General features: G+C 61.6%; 17 protein-coding genes and 2 pseudogenes. 3 read left to right on the top strand and 16 right to left on the bottom strand.

Annotation, left to right across the window (positions count from 1 at the left end):
- The 12 genes and pseudogenes from HU719_RS19230 to HU719_RS19180 form a co-directional block, all read right to left on the bottom strand.
- Entirely contained in the window at positions 1-2889 is a 2889-nt protein-coding gene (locus HU719_RS19230) for a glycoside hydrolase family 99-like domain-containing protein (RefSeq protein WP_186535876.1), read from the bottom strand.
- 29 nt (positions 2890-2918) lie between these two features.
- Positions 2919-4256: an ABC transporter ATP-binding protein gene (locus tag HU719_RS19225; RefSeq protein ID WP_186535877.1), complete on the bottom strand. Its 1338-nt coding sequence runs from the start codon at positions 4254-4256 to the stop codon at positions 2919-2921.
- On the bottom strand, positions 4246-5064 hold the full coding sequence (locus tag HU719_RS19220; protein ID WP_186520090.1) for an ABC transporter permease: 819 nt from the start codon (positions 5062-5064) through the stop codon (positions 4246-4248). The genes HU719_RS19225 and HU719_RS19220 overlap by 11 nt, the downstream gene beginning before the upstream one ends.
- Before the next feature lie 69 nt (positions 5065-5133).
- On the bottom strand, positions 5134-5679 hold the full coding sequence (rfbC, locus tag HU719_RS19215) for a dTDP-4-dehydrorhamnose 3,5-epimerase (RefSeq protein WP_186535878.1): 546 nt from the start codon (positions 5677-5679) through the stop codon (positions 5134-5136).
- Positions 5679-6563, bottom strand: coding sequence for a glucose-1-phosphate thymidylyltransferase RfbA (gene rfbA, locus HU719_RS19210; protein ID WP_186535879.1), 885 nt, complete (start codon positions 6561-6563; stop codon positions 5679-5681). Before rfbA ends, rfbC begins: the two co-directional genes overlap by 1 nt.
- A complete protein-coding gene (rfbD, locus tag HU719_RS19205) occupies positions 6560-7462 on the bottom strand; it encodes a dTDP-4-dehydrorhamnose reductase (RefSeq protein ID WP_186535881.1) in 903 nt (300 codons plus the stop codon). The genes rfbA and rfbD overlap by 4 nt, the downstream gene beginning before the upstream one ends.
- Positions 7459-8496: a dTDP-glucose 4,6-dehydratase gene (rfbB, locus tag HU719_RS19200; protein ID WP_186535883.1), complete on the bottom strand. Its 1038-nt coding sequence runs from the start codon at positions 8494-8496 to the stop codon at positions 7459-7461. The genes rfbD and rfbB overlap by 4 nt, the downstream gene beginning before the upstream one ends.
- A 4-nt stretch (positions 8497-8500) precedes the next feature.
- The gene (locus HU719_RS19195) at positions 8501-9535 is read right to left on the bottom strand and encodes a glycosyltransferase family 2 protein (RefSeq protein WP_225917308.1); all 1035 of its coding nucleotides are present in this window, start codon (positions 9533-9535) and stop codon (positions 8501-8503) included.
- 217 nt (positions 9536-9752) lie between these two features.
- Positions 9753-10358: a tRNA-uridine aminocarboxypropyltransferase gene (locus HU719_RS19190; protein ID WP_186535885.1), complete on the bottom strand. Its 606-nt coding sequence runs from the start codon at positions 10356-10358 to the stop codon at positions 9753-9755.
- Positions 10359-10613: 255 nt separating this feature from the next.
- A pseudogene (locus HU719_RS23970) lies at positions 10614-11588 on the bottom strand (methyl-accepting chemotaxis protein); the annotation flags it as partial.
- A 288-nt stretch (positions 11589-11876) separates the two neighbouring features.
- Positions 11877-12173 (bottom strand): annotated as a pseudogene (locus HU719_RS23965) (PAS domain-containing protein); the annotation flags it as partial.
- Between the two features lie 134 nt (positions 12174-12307).
- Positions 12308-13201 carry a LysR family transcriptional regulator gene (locus HU719_RS19180; RefSeq protein WP_186535889.1) on the bottom strand — a complete coding sequence of 298 codons (894 nt, stop codon included), beginning with the start codon at positions 13199-13201 and terminating at the stop codon, positions 12308-12310.
- Positions 13202-13427: 226 nt separating this feature from the next.
- Here HU719_RS19180 and speB point away from each other — a divergent pair, with 226 nt between their 5' ends.
- Both speB and HU719_RS19170 read left to right on the top strand, forming a co-directional pair.
- The gene (speB, locus tag HU719_RS19175; protein WP_186535891.1) at positions 13428-14378 is read left to right on the top strand and encodes an agmatinase; all 951 of its coding nucleotides are present in this window, start codon (positions 13428-13430) and stop codon (positions 14376-14378) included.
- Positions 14379-14570: 192 nt separating this feature from the next.
- Positions 14571-15950 carry a sodium:solute symporter family protein gene (locus HU719_RS19170; RefSeq protein WP_186535892.1) on the top strand — a complete coding sequence of 460 codons (1380 nt, stop codon included), beginning with the start codon at positions 14571-14573 and terminating at the stop codon, positions 15948-15950.
- A gap of 249 nt (positions 15951-16199) precedes the next feature.
- On the opposite strand, the gene HU719_RS23690 is transcribed toward HU719_RS19170, so the two are convergent.
- Together HU719_RS23690 and ptrR are read right to left on the bottom strand one after the other, a co-directional pair.
- Positions 16200-16328 carry a PA1414 family protein gene (locus HU719_RS23690; protein WP_264081754.1) on the bottom strand — a complete coding sequence of 43 codons (129 nt, stop codon included), beginning with the start codon at positions 16326-16328 and terminating at the stop codon, positions 16200-16202.
- Between the two features lie 124 nt (positions 16329-16452).
- Complete coding sequence (gene ptrR, locus HU719_RS19165) at positions 16453-17346, bottom strand: putrescine utilization regulator PtrR (RefSeq protein ID WP_186535894.1); 894 nt, start codon at positions 17344-17346, stop codon at positions 16453-16455.
- A gap of 106 nt (positions 17347-17452) precedes the next feature.
- Here ptrR and HU719_RS19160 point away from each other — a divergent pair, with 106 nt between their 5' ends.
- The gene (locus tag HU719_RS19160; RefSeq protein WP_186520102.1) at positions 17453-18619 is read left to right on the top strand and encodes a YbfB/YjiJ family MFS transporter; all 1167 of its coding nucleotides are present in this window, start codon (positions 17453-17455) and stop codon (positions 18617-18619) included.
- Here the strand turns inward: HU719_RS19160 and HU719_RS19155 are convergent.
- Together HU719_RS19155 and HU719_RS19150 are read right to left on the bottom strand one after the other, a co-directional pair.
- Positions 18592-19518, bottom strand: coding sequence for a DMT family transporter (locus HU719_RS19155; RefSeq protein ID WP_186520103.1), 927 nt, complete (start codon positions 19516-19518; stop codon positions 18592-18594). The genes HU719_RS19160 and HU719_RS19155 overlap by 28 nt on opposite strands.
- 98 nt (positions 19519-19616) lie before the next feature.
- The gene (locus HU719_RS19150) at positions 19617-20021 is read right to left on the bottom strand and encodes a transcriptional regulator (protein ID WP_186520104.1); all 405 of its coding nucleotides are present in this window, start codon (positions 20019-20021) and stop codon (positions 19617-19619) included.
- Positions 20022-20231: the final 210 nt, after the last annotated feature.

Below are 20231 nucleotides of genomic sequence, written 5' to 3'. Positions count from 1 at the left end.
CTAGCAGCGTTCGACACTGTAGCCCTCCTGCCTGACCAACAGTGCAATCACGCGTTCGATCGCATGGGGCATGGTGCCATCACAGAGCCCACGCTCCAGATCGAACGCTTCAGGTTCGATCGCCCTGAGCCGCGCCAGCGCCTCAGGCCTGAACCAGTACATCGAGCCTGCGGGGAAGCGATCACGCACGAACTCCAGCCCCATCAGCCGGCAGGCGTCAGCCACTGGCTGGTGGTTGTAGGTCATGTTGTGGTCACTGTGTTCAATCAGGTACTTGCTCGGCACCACCAGCCCCAGCGTGGGGTCCTCGGCGAAGCGCCGAGCAACTGTGGCCACCTGCTCCGCGCTGCCCGCCAGCGATGAGAACAGCTCCTGCCTGATCTGCGCGCCATCAGCCCGGTAGACGGTTTTCTTGCCATGCAGCTTGCAGATGGCCTGATAGTTCAGGCCTTCAAGCTGGGCCAGCACCTTGATGAACGGCAGGATATCGCGCCCGCGGTTCTCGACAAGGTAAACCGCCGCCTCCGGGTAGCTGCTGCGCAGTTGCGCGGCTGCCGAAGCGCTGGTAGCGGTGAAATACAGGTCGCAGCCCACCGCTTGCAGGTTTTCAAGTTGCGCCTGCAGGTCAGCGAGCACCTCCGGGTAATGCAGGTGCACGATGGCGGCCAGTGGATTGCGCTGCTCAACCACCGCCGTCGCAATGCTCTGAGGCTGTTGGTCGTAGTCGCTCAGCACATCGTACGTGGCCTGCAGATAGCCATAGCCGAACTTGCGATCCGGCTCCAGATGGGTGCCTTCGGCCCACTCGTTCCAGGCATTGACGAATACCAGCTTCTCGTCGCTTGCGTACTTGGGGTTATCCTGCACGCGGTTGCAGAGGAATGCCAGCCACTGCTTGTAGCGCAGCAGGCTGAAGCCATGAAAGGTATGGCTGTTGTTCTGCTTGCGCGCGGTATTGTCCCAGGACAGCATCGCGGTCCTGTAGAGCTTGTAGGCCGGCTCGGGCATGCGCACAACGTTATCCACCACTTGGTCGTAACTGAACAGGTTGCCGGCGTAGTCCGGGTTGGTGATATCGAGCTGCTCGTTGATGCGATGGCTCAACGTGGTGTGGGGCGGGAACTCCAGAGAGGCATCAAAGCCGAATTCGTCGGGGGCCAGAATGCCGAAGGTCTGCGCGCACATCAGGTACAACCCTGGCAAACCATGCTTGACCACCTCTTCGCGCCACAGCCGGGCGGTGCCGGCCATGTCCGGGATGATACTGGCGCGATAGACGATCAGCAGCGGCTTGCCGTCCACCTTGATATAGCGCGGATCGGCGAAATACTGCAGCAGATGGCGAATGAATGCCAAGGAGTCCTCGGCGGTGTGCTCCTGGGCGATCAGCACGTCATTTTCCTGGCCGTCCCAACGGCGAGTCCAGTTTTCATTGGCCCAGGTCAGGCAGAACGGCATGTCCACCTGCGGGTCGCGCAGCATCATCTGCAATGGCGTGTCCATGAGGATCTTGCCGGCGAACCAGTAGAAGTAATAGTTGAAGCCATGCACGCCATAGGCTTTGGCAAGCCGGGCCTGCTCGCGCATGACCTGCGGCACACGCAGGTCGTAGTAGCCGCAGTGGATTGGCAAGTGCGGCTGGTAGTGGCCCTGGTAGTTGGGGCGGGCCTTGGCCACGTTGCTCCATTCGGTAAAGCCTTTGCCCCACCATTTGTCGTTTTCGGCGAACGGGTGAAACTGCGGTAGATAAAACGCGATGAGTTTCACGCTTGGGTCTATTGGCGGCTGGGCGATATGTTCGGTGAAGCCTTCGCTGATGCTATCAAAGGCAACGACCGGAATGTCCGCAACCGTTGCTTGTGCGCCGCTTTGCACAGGCACCGGCAACGCCCAGGCCGAGCGAATGCGGCGCAACACGGCCAAGGCACCTTCACGGCGTAGTAGCCGAAGACTACCGGACAGGATCGCTGGCACGCCGCCGTGTGCGCGTACACGGCCGCTCACGCGCAGTGCAAGCTGACGGACTGGTTCCGCTTGCCGTTTCGCCACGCGTAATGGCTGCGTCAGCCGCCAACTGTTGGAATGGCGTAGAGCCGCAACGATGTGGGTTTGCCGCTGCAGGCTTTCGCGCGCCTCGTCGAGCAGGCGTGACAGCTCGGCACGTTCCGCTTCGGCTTGCGCAATGCACTGGCGGGCCTCGACCAGCGACGTTTGTTGCTCACCCAACAACGCCCCGCGGGCAGTGATCATGTCGAGGTCTTCGGTAGCACTGCTGTATTTCTGGTCGATGCTGTGTATATCGCAGGTCGCGTTGGTGTAGTCCGGGTAGACGCCGAGAATTCGCTGGCGATGACGGGGCTGGTACTCGGCATCCTTGCCAAACACCGCGACGAAATCGTTCCAGGCCCTGGCCGGGTCGCTTTCCAGGTCGCCGCCTTTGTTGGCAATGAAGGATTCGAACAATACTGGGTTATAGCCGCTGCGCTGAGCCCAGGCGACCAAAGCGCTGCCTGCATCGGGGTAAAAGCGCCAGCAGTCCACCGGATAGCGGTGGATATAGCCGTTGCTAGGCATGTTCAGGTACAGCACACCGTCAGGCTTGAGGATGCGCAACAGCTCCAGGTACACCAGCCAGAATAGCTGCGAGTGCTCGAACACCGAGCTGCACACCACGACATCTACCGAAGCGTCGGCGAAGGGCATCTGGTAAGGGTCGTCGAGCACCACATCGACGCCGTCGCCTGGGTCGAAGTCGACGCCGATATAGTTGGCTGCAGTCGGGCACACCTGTCGCAGCGAACCGTTAACATCCCGCGAGCCGATGTCCACCACGGTTTTGCCAGCGGCATCGGCGAGGTAGTTTTGAAAGAACAGGGCACCGAGATTCATAGCACTAGGATGCATACACCAACCTTTGTTCAAGCAACGCTAAGACTGATAGCGGACAGAGGAATACCGATGATGCCGGTGGCCACCGGATCATGATGGGAGCGGATGACCAGCGCTTCGTGCAACCAGTGGAGCTGGCGGTGCTCGTGCTGGGAGCCTTCGGCTACCGCTACCTGGACGACGTAGTCGCCTTTAGCTAGCCAGGGCATGTAGAACTCGAAACGTGCGGTGAGCTGGCTGCCCGCGGGCGCGGACAGTGGCTGATGCTGGTAGCTGAAGTAGGTGTTGTCACCGAACAGTGTCTGGCCCAGGCGATCTTTGACGAAAAAGCCGACGATGGGGCGAGCCAGGTCACAAGCCACATCCACCACAACGCTCAGCGTCACCTGCTCGCCACCGACCACCCAGGCCAGGTTGGCCCCTTGCGAGTCGGTCAGCACAACACTGCTGACCCGCGCCTGCTCGCCGCCGAATGCAGCCTCGTCAGGCGCAAAACGCAACACCTGCAAGTCGTTGCGAAAGGCGCTCGCGTTGACCAGATCGGTGCGTTGGTCTTTCCACACAAGCTCCGGCTGACCTAAGCGGGCGATGTGCTTGCGCTGTGGCTGAGCATCGACCGGCTGTTCGGACAACGCGCCGAACAATGCATTGAGGTACTGCTCGCACACCTCCTTGGCCGGGCCCGTCTGACGCTGCTCGCCACGGTCGAGCCAGAGCACCCGGTCACAGAGGCTGATGATCGACGAAGAATCGTGGCTCACGAAAATCAGTGACTTGGTCTGGCAGAACGTCCTGATAAAACGCATGCATTTCTGGGTGAAGAACGCATCACCCACCGACAGCGCTTCATCGACCACCAGGATGTCGGCGTCTACATGGGCCACAACCGCAAAAGCCAGGCGCACGTACATGCCGCTGGAGTAGGTTTTAACGGGTTGTTCAAGAAATTCGCCAATATCGGCAAACTCTGCGATGGCCAGGAAACGCTCATCAATCTGCGCTGGGCTCAGGCCATACAGCGAAGCGGCCAGGTAGACGTTTTCGCGGCCGCTGAACTCGGGGTTGAAGCCGGCGCCAAGCTCAAGCAATGCCGCCACTCGCCCGTTGACCTGCAATTCACCGCTGGTAGGGGTAAGCGTGCCGCAGATCATCTGCAGCAGTGTGGATTTGCCCGAACCATTGCACCCGATAATGCCGACCGTTTCACCCTTGCGGATATCGAGGTCGATATCCTTGAGCGCCCAGAACTCGCGGAAAAAGCGCCGGCCTTTGCCCGTCAGCATTTGCAGCAGTCGGTGGTGGGGTTTGTCATAGACGTGATAGCACTTGTTCAAGCCGCGGACACGCACTGCTAGGTCAGAGCACATCGGCAAACCCCTTTCTGGTCTTCTGGAACCAGGCAAAACCGCCCCAGGCGCAGATAAGACCGGCGCCCAGTGAAAGCGCCCAGTTACCGAATGCGGGCAACTGGCCCCAGAGCAGAACAGCGCGCGCCTGCTCGATGACATGGGTCAGCGGATTGAGTTCGAGCAGATAGCGATAGTGCTCAGGGATTGCCGACAGTGGGTAGAAGATCGGCGACATGAACATCAGCGCAGTGACCAGCACACCCACCATTTGGCCCACGTCCCGCAGGAACACACCCAGCGAGGCCAGCAACCATGAAAGGCCGAGGACGAACAACACCAACGGTAACAGTACCAAGGGCAACAGCAGCCCGGTCAACGGCGGCAGGCCAAAGCACACCAGGTAAAAGAGCATCCACACCAGCAGGCTGACCAGCAGGTTGAACAAGGCGCCAACAAGGGTCACGAGCGCCAGGATTTCCAGAGGGAAGATCACTTTTTTCACGTAGCTGGCGTTGGCCACCACCAAGCCAGGCGCCCGGCTGATGCACTCGGAAAAGACGCTGAAGACGACAAGGCCGGTGAACAAAATCAGGGCGAACTCGGTTTTCGAGTGGCCGCTGTCACCCCACTTGGCATTGAACACCACGCTGAAAACAAATGTGTAGACCGCCAGCATGAATGCCGGCGTGAGCACAGCCCAGCAGATGCCTAGGTAGGAACCGCGATAGCGGCTGGCCACCTCGCGTTTGCTCAACGCATGGATAAGCTTGCGGTGCTGCCAGAGCACCGAAAACATGGCCATGGGAGAGGCAGATATCTTTTGCACGCCTCGCATACCTCTTCTAATAAATAGCAAACTCCGCCCGCTGCTTTGTGCCAGCACGGCGAGGGTGATTTAGCGGTAGATGTCAGCGTCGGCCAGCGCCCGCCCCATCGCGTCCTTGCCCGACACCAGCGGCGCCCCTTGCAATGGCCAGCCAACCGCGACCTGCGGGTCGTTCCACATCAGGCAGCGCTCATCTGCGGGGCTGTAGTAGCGGGTGGTCTTGTACAAGAACTCCGCGGTTTCCGAGAGCACATAGAAACCGTGGGCAAAGCCTTCCGGCACCCAGAGCTGGCGCCGGTTTGCCGCAGACAGGTGGGCGCCGACCCACTGGCCAAACGTTGGCGAGCGCTGGCGCAGGTCTACCGCCACATCGAACACCTCACCTGCAACCACGCGCACCAATTTGCCCTGGGGGTTGTCGAGTTGGTAATGCAGGCCACGCAGCACGCCTTTGTGCGAGCGGGAATGATTGTCCTGAACGAACGCCACGCGCTGATCGACAGCGGCCTCGAACAGCCGATGGTTGTAGCTTTCAAAAAACGCGCCGCGCTCGTCCTCGAAAATGGCAGGTTCGAGCAGGACAACCTCTGCAATGGCCAGTGGGGTCGCTTTCATCAGCAGATACCCTCGTTAAGCAGGCGTTGCAGGTACTGGCCGTATCCAGTCTTGGCCAGTGGCAGAATCATTGCGTCAAGTTGCTCGGCACCGATCCAGCCCTGGCGGTAGGCAATTTCTTCTGGGCAGGCGACTTTCAAGCCCTGGCGGTTTTCGATGGTGGCGATGTACTGCCCAGCCTCGAGCAGCGAATCGTGAGTGCCGGTGTCAAGCCATGCGTAGCCCCGCCCCATCTTTTCGACAGACAACCTGCCCTGTTCGAGGTAGATGCGATTGATATCGGTAATTTCCAGCTCGCCGCGCGCGGAGGGGCTAATTTGCCGGGCGATATCGACCACCTGCGCGTCATAGAAATACAGCCCGGTGACGGCGTAGTTGGAGCGTGGTTGCAGCGGCTTTTCTTCAAGGCTCACCGCTGTACCCGCCTCGTCGAAAGCGACAACGCCGTAGCGTTGAGGGTCGCTGACGTGATAGGCGAACACTGAAGCGCCCTGCTCACGGCGGCAGGCATTGCGCAGCAGTTCCTGGAAGTGGTAGCCGTAGAAAATGTTGTCGCCCAACACCAGTGCGGACGGGCCGTTGCCAATGAAGGTTTCAGCAATCAAGAATGCCTGGGCAAGGCCGTCCGGAGAGTGCTGCACGGCGTAGCACAGGTTCAGCCCCCACTGGCTGCCATCCCCCAAAAGCTGTTCGAAGCGCGGCGTATCCTGGGGCGTGGAGATGATCAGGATGTCCTGGATACCTGCCAGCATCAGCGTGGTCAGCGGATAGAAGATCATCGGTTTGTCGTAGACCGGGAGCAGCTGTTTGGATATCGCCAGGGTTGCCGGATACAGACGAGTACCCGAGCCCCCAGCCAGAATGATGCCTTTGCGTTTGCTCATGCCTGCTGCTCCATCAGTTCGTTCAGCGTGCGCGCTACGCCGGTGGTCCAATCTGGCAAATCCACGCCGAAGGCGGTCTGCAACCGGGTAGTCGCAAGCCTGGAATTGAACGGGCGTAGCGCCGGTGTGGGATATTGTTCGGTGGTCAAGGGATTCAGTGCGCACGGCGCTAGCATCAGCGGCAAACCTGCAGCCTGGGCATGGGCAAGTACAAAACCGGCGTAGCGGAACCAGGTCGTCTCCCCCGCCGCCGCCACGTTGTAGAGCCCGGCCAGCGCAGGTTCGCGGAGCACCTGCGGGATTGCCTGGGCGCTGATATCGGCCAGCAGCCGAGCCTCGGTTGGTGCGCCGAACTGGTCGTCGATCACGCCGAGGCTCCCGCGTCGGGCAGCCAGTTTGAGCAAGGTTTTTGCGAAATTGTTGCCGTGGGCGGCATGCACCCAACTGGTACGGAAAATCAGATAGCGACAGCCTGACAGGCGGATGGCGACTTCGCCGGCCAGCTTGCTGGCGCCGTAGACATTCAACGGGCCTGTGGTGTCGTACTCCGTCCACGGCAACACGCCATGGCCTGGGTAGACGTAGTCCGTGGAGAAGTGCACGAGCAACGCCCCGCTCTGGGCTGCGTATCGAGCCAGCACGCCCACGGCCTCGGCATTCACTCGATAAGCGGCGGCGGTATCAGCCTCGGCGCGGTCGACAGCGGTGTAGGCTGCCGCATTGACGATGACCTCGGGTGCGTAGTGTCGCAGCGTACGGGAAAGGCCGACGAGGTCGGCCAGGTCGCCGCAAAGGGGGGCACTGCGCGCCCCCAGCGCCAGAAGCTCGCCCAGCGGTGCCAGGCTGTGTTGCAACTCGCGGCCGACCTGCCCATGCTTGCCCAGCAAGAGGATTTTCATCGCCCGAGGCCTGCGCCAAGTAACGCCTGCACCCAGGCTTGATTGTCCAGGTACCAGCCAACGGTCTTGGCGATGCCGCTTTCGAAGGTTTCAGCAGGCCGCCAACCCAGCTCCCGCTCGACCTTGCCAGCGTTGATCGCGTAACGCCGGTCATGCCCGGGGCGGTCTGCCACATGGATAATCTGCGAGCAGTAGCTTTGCCCATCAGCACGGGGGCGCAACGCGTCGAGCAGTCGGCAAATGTGGCTGATGACTTCGAGGTTGGACATCTCGTTGCACCCACCGATGTTGTACACCTCGCCTACCACGCCAGCCTCCAGCACGCGGCGAATTGCAGCGCAATGATCCCCCACATACAACCAGTCGCGGATCTGCAGGCCATCCCCATAGAGCGGCAACGCCTTGCCAGCCAGCGCATTGGCGAGCATCAGCGGGATCAGTTTTTCCGGGAACTGCCACGGGCCGTAGTTGTTCGAGCAATTGGTGGTCAGCACCGGCAGCCCGTAGGTGTGGTGATAAGCCCGAACCAGGTGGTCGCTTGCTGCCTTGCTTGCTGAGTACGGGCTGTTGGGCTGGTACGGGTGGGCTTCGGTGAACGCTGCATCGCCCTCGGCCAGGCTGCCATAGACCTCATCAGTTGAGACATGCAGGAAGCGAAACGCACCGCCCTGCGAAGTGGGCAACGCTCGCCAGTAAGTGGTAACACTCTGCAACAGCCGGAACGTGCCAACGATGTTGGTCTGCACGAACGCCTCGGGCCCTTCGATCGAGCGATCGACATGGGACTCGGCCGCAAAGTTGATTACCGCTCGCGGCCGATAGTGCTCGAGCAATTGCTGCACCAGCCCGGCATCGCCGATATCGCCCTGGACAAAGATATGCTGCGCACCTGGGCGCAGCGAAGCGAGACTTTGCAGGTTGCCGGCGTAGGTCAACTTGTCGAGATTGATGACGGTCTCTTCCGAGCAGGCCAGCCAGTCGAGTACAAAGTTGGCACCGATAAACCCTGCACCGCCGGTTACTAAAATAGTCATCCGTTCAAATCTTCTTTAATAAGGCCGCAGCAAACAAACCGATATTGCCCATGAGTGTCTGCCGATAGAGACGCGCCCGTAACAGATTGAGTAGGCGCCACGGTAACCGCTGTTGACGCGCAGCTTTGAATAGCGCCAGGGAACGGCGGTGCTTTTCATCAAACCGATGCTGCATTTTTTCCAGCGCACAGATGTTTTGTGTATTCCACCCGCGCAGCTTCCCCTCCAGCAACATACGGCACCGTTTCAACTGATTATTTAAACCGGTGTTACTACCTATTATGTTGCCGGCATGCTGGCGATACATGAGCCAAGGACGCGGATCGTAGCGAACCTCCCCCTCTGCACCACAGACCAACTGATAACACCACCAGTCATGGGAGGGCACCGCCACGTGCCAACCGGCCTCGACGAGGAGGGCTCTGGCGGAAAGGTTGAACACCATGGTGTTGCCACCCGCGATACTCTGTACCAGCGCATTTCTGAAATGGGGCGCAAAGGTGAACCTGGGTGAAAACGTGCGGTGCACCCCGGCTTCACAAACTATCTGGGTACGGCCGCAATACAGCGCCGGCCGCTCGGCAGGCACACGGCGCAACCACTTCAACGCCACCTGTAATTTGTCCTCGTGCCAGACGTCATCTTGGTCGGACCAAGCAAAAAATTGCGCGCGAATGCCATCGCGACAGGTCAAAGACAAGAAGTTCGCTACAAAGCCAATACCCGGCCCGGCATACAGGTGAACCCGGTGCGCACCTTGCAGATTTTGAAAGGACCGAAGTAATTCATGCGTACCATCTGTTGAACCGTCATCAGAAACATGAAGCGACCAATCCCCATGGGATTGACTAGAGATGGAGTCCAGCTGCGCCCGCAGGAAGGCACCACCATTGTAGGTACACATTAGAATGGCAACATGATCATTCTCTAACGCTACAGAGCTTTCACAGCCAACAAGAACGTCCGACGAACGCGCGCCTGAATACGCAGAATGCACCGCAGCACCCCAATCTCGATAGACAGCACCCAGAAAAATCAATGTGAACTACAGGCACAAGCAAACTTACTCGAGTAAGTTGCATGAGTATGGCTAAGCGTTAATTAAACAGCTTTGGAGATCCAGGCAACTTAATTACCTGCCATTAGCATGTAGAGGGCGCCATGGTACAGCGATAAAAAATGGGAGCTAGGGCGACGCTTCCGATGAGAGTGTAGGAATTTTCTCTTTTGTACCCTCGAAGGTCACAAGTGTGGTGTCAAACCCCGCCCCCATGGTTGCGTGCATACGTCTGTCCGCCCATGGCATCGATCTGCCCGTCAATCAACGCCTCGAACGGGCGCAATAACTCATCGAAGCTGTGCGGGGCCTCCAGCACATTGAGCGCCTGCACCACTGCCTCTATAGTCGACATTGCGCCCGGCTGCGGAGCCTTGCGCAAGCGATAACGCGACGGTGGCACCTCGCCAAGCGTCACCCTTGGCAGTGCCGCCAGCAACGGGTTCAGGTACAACAGCTTGCGCGCCTTGCGCCAGGTGCCGTCAGGCACGATAAGCAGCAGGGGTAGCGGGTCCGGGCTGGCGTTGTAGGGCTGCAATACCTGCGCATCGTCACCGGGGAACAGCACCACCGGCCGGTAACCAGGCGTCGCCAGCAATGCCTGCAGATCATCGAACACTTCCCCCACCTGCAACTGTGCGTTGGCCAGGCCAAGGGCCGCCAGGCGCGCGGTATTCAGAGCGTGGGACGTTTCGCTGGGGTGCTGCAGCAGGACCACTCGGGTGCGGCTGGCAAGGTCTGGGATCAGCGGGCAAAGGCAGTGGGCGAGCGGGCGCTGGCAGCGTTCGCAGCGAGGTCTGGGCATGGGGTCCTCCGTTGGCGGAGGGATTTTGCCACAGGCCGCGGAGCCGGGCCCGAGTTTACTGGCCCGGTAGCCGCCGTGGAGATTCCTTGGTTTGTACAAGCCTGTTCTCGTCAGACATATCTCCTTGTGGCGAGCGGGCTTGCCCCGCGTTGGGCTGCGCAGCAGCCCCTGAAAACCCAAGGGTAACCCTCAGGGCTGCTGCGCAGCCCAACGCGGGACAAGCCCGCTCGCCACAACTGTCCATCTATACCGCCGCTAGCGGTTGAAGCGCTCCGCCAGGCTGTGCAGGTAATCGGCCATGCGTTCCAGGTCCTGGCTGATTTCGGCGCCTTGCTTGGCCTGGCCTGCACTCTCATCACACAGATGGGCAATGCGCACGATCTGCTGGTTGATGTCCTCGGCAACGTGGCTTTGCTGCTCGGAGGCCGTGGCCATCTGCTGGCTCATGCCAGTGATGCGGCTGACCGCCTGGACGATGCCCGCCAACGCCGACTGCACTGCCTCGACACTGTGCGCGCTGTCCTGGGAGATCTGCTGGCCACGGCTGGCGCTGGCCACCGCGCGGTCGGCACCTGAGCGCAGGGTGGCGATGATGGTGTGAATCTCATCGGTCGAAGAACGAGTGCGCTGGGCCAGCGAGCGGACTTCGTCGGCCACCACCGCAAAGCCCCTGCCCTGCTCGCCGGCACGTGCGGCTTCGATGGCGGCGTTGAGCGCCAGCAGGTTGGTCTGTTCGGCAATCGAGGTGATCACATCCACCACGCTACCAATCGACTGGGTCTGCTCAGCCAAGGCATTGACCGCCTGGCCAATGTCACTCACCGCCTCACGCATGCTGCCCATCGCCCGCAGGCTCTGCTGGGCCAGATCGCTGCCCTGCTGGGCCAACTGGTCGGCATCGCCTGCGGCATGGGCAGTGCTCTGCACGTTTTGCGTCACTTCCTGGATGGTCGCCGCCATTTCTGCAATGGCAGTGGCCGACTGGTCGGTCTCGCTGCGCTGGCGGTCGAGCATCTGGGCCTGCGAATCAGACAGTTCAGCCGATTGCGCGGCCCGCGACTTGACCCCCACGCCTGCGTCCACCAACCGGGTCAGTGCGGTTTGCAGCCGCGCTTCTTCGCTGTGGATGGCGAGGTCGAGCTGCCCGCGCAGCCCTGGGCTGTCACTGTAGGTCAGCGCCACCAGCGGGCTGGTGAACGCCTTGGGGTGCTCTGCGAGGGTTCGTCGAATGTGCGTGTCGTGACGCAGCTCGCTCAGGTACCAGGCCGCCAGCAGGCTCGCAGCCAGAACGCCCAGGGCCGCGTATTGCGGCAACCAGACCAGGGCAGCAGCCGACAGCACACCGGCACCGATCAGCGGCCAGCCACCCGCAAGGGCGTGGCCCAGGCGCGCGGTCAGCGACACTGGCGAGCGCCCGGCGCGCAGCCGCGCATACAGCGCCTCGGCGCGGCGGATCTGCTCACGCGTAGGCACCGAGCGTACCGACTCGTAGCCACTGATGCGGCCGTTTTCGTACACCGCCGTCACATAGGCACTGACCCAGTAGAAATCGCCATTTTTGGAGCGGTTCTTGACCACACCCATCCACGGTTTGCCCTGCTTGATGGTGTCCCACATATGGCCGAACACCGACGGCGGCATGTCGGGGTGACGCACCAGATTGTGCGGCTGGCCCACCAGCTCGTCGTAGGTGAAACCGCTGATAGCCGCGAACGCGTCGTTGCAATAAGTGATATGGCTGTTCAGGTCAGTGGTTGAAATCAGCCGCTGATCGTTTGGAAATGTTCTTTCGCGTTCAGTGACGGGCAAATTCATGCGCATCGTTGGCGGTCCCTTGTGTATCCGGGTGGGGTGAAAATCAATAAGGCAACTTGAGTTTTAGCAGAACGCTATCGGCTGCGACGGTGAGTTTTGCAGGAATATTTGCGGCATTAGACCAAAGACCTGCTTTAGCCGACGTTGAGCTGGCTCTTGAGCAGGTCGCGGAACGTCTGGATCAGGGGTTCGCGGCTGCGCCCACGGCGGATGATCAACGAAAACGGCGCCTGGTAGCCAAAGGTCGCGGGCGACAGCACGCGCAGGTCGCCCTTGTCGGCCCAGGCCTGGGCGTAGTGCTCGGGCAAGTAGCCAATGTAGGCGCCGGACAGAATCAGAATCAGCTGCGCCTCCATGCTTTCGACGGTCGCGGCGCTGTGCTTGAAGCCGTGCCGGGCAAGCTCGGCCTGGCTCCAGTAGCCTCGCCCGACCATGCGCTGCTGGGTAATCACCGGTTCCGGGATGCGCCGCTCGGCGAACAGCGGGTGGCGGCTGCTGCAATACAGCCAGTGCTGCTCGCGGTACAGCGGCTGGTACAACAGGCCGCTCATGCGTGATGAAAACGCGCCGATGGCGAGGTCCAGGCGGTTGTCCTGGACACCCAACTGCAGTTCGTAGGGGCTTGAGACCGACAGGTGCAGGTGCACCGCCGGGTGCTCCTGGCTATAGGCGCCGATAGCCTCGGCCAGCGGCAAGGCGCGGTCGCCAACCGTGGAGTCGATCACCCCCAGGTTCAGCGTGCCGCGCAACTCGCCCTTGAGCGCCGCTGCGTACTGCTCGAAACCGTCCAGCTCACCGAGCAAGCGCAGGGTTTCCTGGTGAAACAGCTCGCCCTTGCTGGTCAGGCTGAAACCGCCACGGCCACGGTGACACAGCACGATGCCCAGGTTGCTTTCCAGCTGGCTCATGTAGGTGCTGATGGCCGAGGTGGACAGGTTGAGATCGCGCTGGGCGTTGGCAAACCCTTGGTGGCGCACCACGCTTGCAAAAATGCGCAGCAGTTTCAGGTCGGGCAGCGATGAGGCCATGGCGCGAGGGCTCCGCAGGCTGGAAAAGGCCAGAGTCTAACCTGCGTCCGGGCCTTTAGTTCAGAAAACCCTGAAGTAAGTTTTTGTCGGTAGCGATTCTTTAGCCGCACTACCTTGCGCAGACTTCGGCGAAATATCCCTGCCCCGCCGGCCGCTACAGCGCAACCCGCCGCGGGCGGAACAGGTTCGAACAAACACAACAATCGACCGACTGATGAGGCCCACCGTGGACAAGATTCTTCACCAACCACTGGGCGGCAACGAAATGCCGCGTTTCGGCGGCATCGCCACCATGCTGCGCCTGCCCCACTTGCAAACCGCCCAAGGCCTGGACGCTGCGTTTATCGGCGTGCCACTGGACATCGGCACCTCGTTGCGCTCCGGCACCCGCTTCGGCCCACGGCAGATCCGCGCCGAATCGGTGATGATCCGCCCCTACAACATGGCCACTGGCGCCGCCCCGTTCGACTCGCTGTCGGTGGCCGACATCGGTGACGTGGCGATCAATACCTTCAACCTGCTCGACGCCGTGCGCATCATCGAAGAGGCCTACGACGAGATCGTCGAGCACAACGTGATCCCGATGACCCTGGGTGGCGACCACACCATTACGCTGCCGATCCTGCGTGCGCTGCACAAAAAGCACGGCAAGATCGGCCTGGTGCACATCGACGCCCATGCCGACGTCAACGACCACATGTTCGGCGAGAAGATCGCCCACGGCACCACCTTCCGCCGTGCGGTCGAAGAGGGCCTGCTCGATTGCGATCGCGTGGTGCAGATTGGCCTGCGCGCCCAGGGCTATACCGCCGATGACTTCAACTGGAGCCGCCGCCAGGGCTTTCGCGTGGTGCAGGCCGAGGAGTGCTGGCACAAGTCGCTGGCGCCCTTGATGGCCGAGGTGCGTGAGAAAGTCGGTGGCGGCCCGGTTTACCTGTCGTTTGATATCGACGGCATCGACCCGGCCTGGGCGCCCGGTACCGGCACCCCGGAAATCGGCGGCTTGACCACCATTCAGGCGATGGAGATCATCCGCGGCTGCCAGGGCCTGGACCTGATCGGTTGTGACCTGGTCGAAGTCTCCCCGCCTTACGACACCACCGGCAACACCTCGCTGCTGGGCGCCAACCTGCTGTTCGAAATGCTCTGCGTGCTGCCGGGTGTGGCGCACCGTTAACCCTGGAACGCATTCCTCTGTGTAGGAGCGGCCTTGTGCCGTTTCCTACACACAGGCGCCCAACTGCTGGACCCCGGCAGGAGCCATCCGGGAGGGCCATAGAGGCCCGCCAACACAACAAAGGACCGCCGGGCGCCGTGTGCAGCCCGCGTGGCCGATCTCGCCATAATAAAGATAATCGGGAGACCCCCAATGGCCTTGGACATCATCGTTGTACTGATCTACGCCGCCGCCATGCTCGCCCTGGGCTGGTACGGCATGCGCCGCGCAAAGACCCATGAAGACTATCTGGTCGCCGGGCGCAACCTCGGCCCGACCTTGTACATGGGCACCATGGCCACCACCGTGCTGGGCGGCGCCTCGACCGTGGGCACGGTACGCCTGGGCTACGTGCACGGCATCTCAGGCTTCTGGCTTTGTGCAGCCTTGGGCCTGGGCATCATTGCCTTGAACCTGTTTCTGGCCAAACCGCTGTTGCGCCTGAAGATCTTCACCGTTACCCAGGTGCTGGAACGGCGCTACAACCCCATGGCTCGCCAGGCCAGTGCAGCGATCATGCTGGCTTACGCATTGATGATTGGCGTGACCTCGACGCTGGCCATGGGTACCGTGCTGCAGGTGCTGCTGGACGTACCGTTCTGGATAGCGCTGTTGTTCGGGGGTGGCGTGGTGGTGGTGTACTCGACCATCGGCGGCATGTGGTCGCTGACCCTGACCGATATCGTGCAGTTCGTCATCAAGACCGTTGGCCTGATGTTCATCCTGCTGCCGGTGTGCCTGTACAAGGTGGGCGGCTGGGACCAGTTGGTGGCGCAACTGCCAGCGGCAAGCTTCAGCTGGACCACCATCGGCTGGGACACCATCATCACCTACTTCCTGATCTACTTCTTCGGCATCCTGATCGGCCAGGATATCTGGCAGCGGGTGTTCACTGCCCGTGACGAAAAGGTGTGCCAGCGCGCCGGCACCACTGCCGGGGTGTACTGCGTGATCTACGGCTTGGCCTGCGCACTGATCGGCATGGCCGCCCATGTGCTGATGCCAGACCTTGCCAACCCCAACAACGCCTTCGCCGAGATGATCAAGAGTACCTTGCCGGACGGTATTCGCGGCCTGCTGATGGCGGCGGCACTGGCGGCCATGATGTCGACGGCAAGCGCCGGCCTGTTGGCGGCCTCCACCACGCTGACCGAAGACCTGCTGCCCAAGCTGCGCGGCGGCAAGCAGTCGAGCCTGGGCATCAACCGGCTGTTCACCCTGCTGACCGGGCTTGTGGTATTGTGCATTGCGCTGGCAGTAAACGACGTCATCAGCGCCCTGACCCTGGCCTACAACCTGTTGGTGGGCGGCATGCTGATACCGCTGATGGGGGCGATTTTCTGGAAACGCGCCACCACCGCAGGGGCCATCGCCAGCATGTCGCTGGGTTTTGTAACCGCGCTGTTCTTCATGTTCAAGGATGGCCTGGATGCCAACTCGCCGATCTACTACAGCCTGGCCATTGGCTTGGTGAGCTTCGTGCTGGTCAGCCTGGCATCGCGCAAACCGGCTGTGGCAGTGAATCTGGCTTGAGGCCTGTGATCGCCTCATCGCAATAATCAAAACCAACGCGGACTGTGTAGGAGCGGCCTTGTGTCGCGAAAGGGCTGCACAGCAGCCCCGGTGATTTTGCATGAGGTCAAGGTATTGGGGCTGCTACGCAGCCCTTTCGCGACACAAGGCCGCTCCTACATTCACCGAGAAAGCCTGCAAAAACACGCCACCAAAAATGCAAAAGGCCGGCGCATCCATCACGATGCAGCGGCCTTTTCACTCAGTGAATCAGCGCCGCCTTGGCTGGCGTTTGCGCTGTTCTTCGTCGCTTGGGATCGGCACCGGTTGCAACGGTGGCGGGAGCAAGCCCAGGGCGACGGCGAGGTCGTGGAGCCAGTTGTACAGTCTGTCGTTCATAGTGCCCCCTTGACGGGTCAGCCTCACGGGTAATCAATCCAGCGATGCGTCATACAGATCATAGCCTGATGTCCTACATTACGCCTGCATCTGGTACTACAGATAGGGGCGATTGTGACCCGAATCAAGCGCGGGCCGCAGCATCCGACGGCTGGTGAATCGTTTCGCTTTGTTGCAAGTCGACCCAGGCCTGCAGATTGGCCCCACACATGCCTTGGCGCCACATCAACCAAGTCACGGCGTGATCGAACGGCGCTTGCAGGCGATGGGCGCGCACTTGATCACGCCCCGGCAGGCTGTCGAGCATCGACTGCGCCATCATCGCCACCCCGGCCCCGGCGATCACACAGGCCAACATACTCTGGTACGACTCGATTTCCATCACTCTTACCATCGGCGTATGGGCGTGGGCGTACCAGGCCTCCAGACGCATGCGGTACGAGCAGCCCTGGCGGAAGGTGAACACCGCCTTGCCGGCGACATCCCGGGCACTGCGCACGGCCGGGTGCTCAAGGCAGGTGATCAACACCAGCGTTTCGTCGCACAGCGGCACACCGTCCAGCCCTGCCAGCGTGAGCGGGCCATCGACCAAAGCGGCATCAAGCTTATGGTTGAGCAGCCCTTCAAGTAACTCGCCACTCGGCCCGGCTTGCACTTGCAGGTTCACTGCCGGATATGCCTGGTGATAGCGCGCTAGCAGCGCAGGCAGATGAATGGCAGCGGTGCTGTACATGGTGCCGAGCACAAAATCGCCCGCCGGCTGGCCGCCCTGGACTGCCGCCATGGCTTCATCGCGCAGGTTACCCAGACGATTGGCGTAGTCCAGCAGCACCTTGCCGGCCGGCGACAACTGCAGGCGCTGACGTTCGCGCACGAACAACTCGACACCCAACTGCTCCTCTAGTTGGCGCAGGCGCGTGCTCAAGTTCGACGGCACCCGGTGCAGCCGCTCGGCGGCGCGGGTAATCGACCCCTCCTCTGCCACCGCCTGAAAGATACGTAGCTGGCTGAATTCCACAGAATTCTCCAAAACAGAACAACTTGATCATCATTATTCAATTTTATTGAAAGTAAAAGCATCCTAACCTGCCATCCATCGCATCCCTTTCGGCAGGAGAGCCACCATGTCGCCCCTTGTACAACTGCTGGCCAGCGCCGTGGCGCTGATGATGGCCATGGGCATCGGCCGTTTCGCCCTGACCCCGCAACTGCCCCGGCTGATCGCCGAGGGCCAGCTCGACTTGACCGCAGGCGGGCTGATCGCCGCTGCCAATTACCTCGGTTACTTCATCGGCGCCGTAGATGGCATGTTCGCCCGCAAGCCCGCTCAGGTGCGCCTGCGCCTGTACGCCGGGTTGTGGCTGTGCGTGCTACTGACCCTGGCATCAGCTGCGGCGGACGGGTTCTGGGGCCATCTGCTGCTGCGCTTGGGCACCGGCGTTGCCAGCGCCTGGGTACTGGTGATGCTCGCCAGCCTCAGCCAGCAATTGGCTGCAGCCCATGGCCGCCAACGCCTCGGTGCGTTGGTGTTCGCAGGGCCCGGCGTCGGCATTGCACTGACCGGTATCCTGGCACTGGCCGCGCACTTGCTGGGGCTTGGGTCAGCGGCGCTGTGGCTGATCTACGCGGTGGCGGCTCTGGTGATGTTGCTTGCAGTGTTGCCTTGGCTGCCCAAGGCGACCGAGCCCGCGCCCGTCGCAAACGTGCGCTGCAGCCCTGCGCCGGGCAACCAAGGCATTGGCCGGCTGGGCGTGGTGTACGCGCTCTACGGGGTGGGTTACATCCTGCCGGCGACATTCCTGTCGCAGATGGCCAGCCAGCACTTTCACGGGCAGTGGCTCGCAGACCTGTTCTGGCCGGCGTTTGGCCTGGCTTCGGCGCTGGGCGTGGTATTGGTCAGCCTGCGTGGCCCGGGGCGGACCTCGGCCTGGCTGAGCGCGACCCTATGGTTGCAAGGCCTGGGCGTACTGGCGTGCCTGCTCGGCGGCGGCATCGGTTTGGCGCTGGGCGTGCTGTTGTGCGGCGGGCCTTTCCTGGCCTGCATGCAACTGGTGATGCAGCGCTCACGGGAACTGGCGCCACATGCCACCCAGCGCAATGCCGGGCTGTTGACGGCGTGCTTTGCCCTGGGCCAGTTGAGCGGCCCGCTGCTGGCCGCACTCAGCAGCCACTTCAGCGGCGGGCTGCAACCGGCCCTGCTGCTGGCCGCTGCCGGGCTGGGGCTGGCCGGTGTACTGGTGCTGAGCGGTGGGGTGCGAGCGGGTTACCCAAGCACCTTGCGCAGTTGCTGACGCACCCACGCCTCGGCGCTGACCATGATCACCCCGGCTAACACCAGCACCGCGCCCAGCACAAAGTTCAGGCTCAACGGCTCGCCCAGCAGCACCACACCGAACGTCACCCCGAACAGCGGAGTGATGAACGAGAACACCGCAAGGTTGGACGCCAGGTATTTGCGCAGCAGCCAGAACCAGGTCAGGTAACTGATGAACGAAACGACGATGCCTTGGAACAACACGCTGCCCACGGCCAGCGGCGTCAGGGTAACGTCGCCGATTTGCCCGCTTAACAGCGCGATCAGCAGCAGCCCGGCAAAACCCACTGCCAACTGATAGAACAGGGTCAAGGTCGCTGGCGCCTCGGACAACCGCGAGCCGCGCACCACCACAGTGGTCGCGCCCCATGCCAGCCCTGCCAGAATCGCCAGGGCGTCGCCCAGCAGCATGCGGCCATCAAGCTGATCCAGCGAAACCCCGCCAGCAAAGGCCAGGGCAATACCGCCAAAGGCCAGCAGGATGCCCAGCCACTGCAGCACGCGCAGCCGCTCGCTGGGCATCATGAAATGCAGCCCCAGCGCGGTGAAAATCGGCGCGGTATAAAGGAACACTGACATATGCGCCGCCGACGTCAGCTTCAGCCCTTCGGCAATGAACAGGAACTCCAGGCCGAACAACCCGCCGGCCAGCAAGCCCGCGCGCCAGGTACTGCCAACCTGCTCCCAGCCGCCCCGCCAGCACACCAGCAGCCCCACCAGTACAGCGGCAATACCATTACGAAATGCGGCCTGCATGACGGGTGCGATATCCACCGCCGCCGACTTGATCAGCACCTGCTGGCAGCCCCAGATCAGGCACAGCCCCAGCATCACTTGCAGGGCAAAGGCATCGGGGTTCTTGCGGGCCGCGCTCATGGGCGCGCCTCTGGTCGGTGCTGGGTCATTGGCAAGGCTCGGCAGTTGACGGGGGTGCAGCCGCGATTATCACGGCGCCGGCCTTGCCAATGCCAGCCTTAGATAGCCCCGCCAGCAATTTGCGCCTTGGCCGAAACCTGCTCGAACGTCCCCTCGTCCAACGCATCCGCCTGTTCATCGAGCACTTGGCGCGGGTGTTCGAAGCCAGGGATGCTGCTGTCGATCAGGCTGAGCAGCCGCGAGCCCCGTTCAGTGAGGACGAAATTCTCGCCGTTGCCGCCTTCCTCTTCAGGGCGGCTGTCGATGAAGCCGCGCTGGAACAACAGTTTTTCGTACTCGCACGCGCGGGTTTTCAGATGATCCAGATCGCCTGGCGCTTCACCTTTGGCCGCCAGCGCAGCGGCGTGCTGCTCGGCGTACGGGCGCGGGGTGAAGCTTTGACCGGCGCCATTTTGCACTTCATGCAGCAAACGCTCGATCAGGTCCCAATCGTAGGTGCTCATAGACGGCCTCCTGCTGTGGACGGAAGGGGTTACAAGCGTGGGACATGTGCGTGAGCTTGAGCGTTCAAGGAGATTGCCCTCCTTGGATGCACGGCATCCAGGGAACGCTTTACAGCGTATTTCAGCAGCAACAGAGAGAAATCATTTGCACCGTTGCATTGCCTGATTTTCCCCTTACATTCAGGCAACCCACTGAATATCGGAAGCTAA

Origin of the sequence: Pseudomonas farsensis (assembly GCF_014268805.2) — a bacterium.
In the GTDB taxonomy this organism is placed as follows: domain Bacteria; phylum Pseudomonadota; class Gammaproteobacteria; order Pseudomonadales; family Pseudomonadaceae; genus Aquipseudomonas; species Aquipseudomonas farsensis.
The sequence above is the reverse complement of the archived record's forward strand: the minus strand, read 5'-3'. Positions and strand labels throughout refer to the sequence as shown.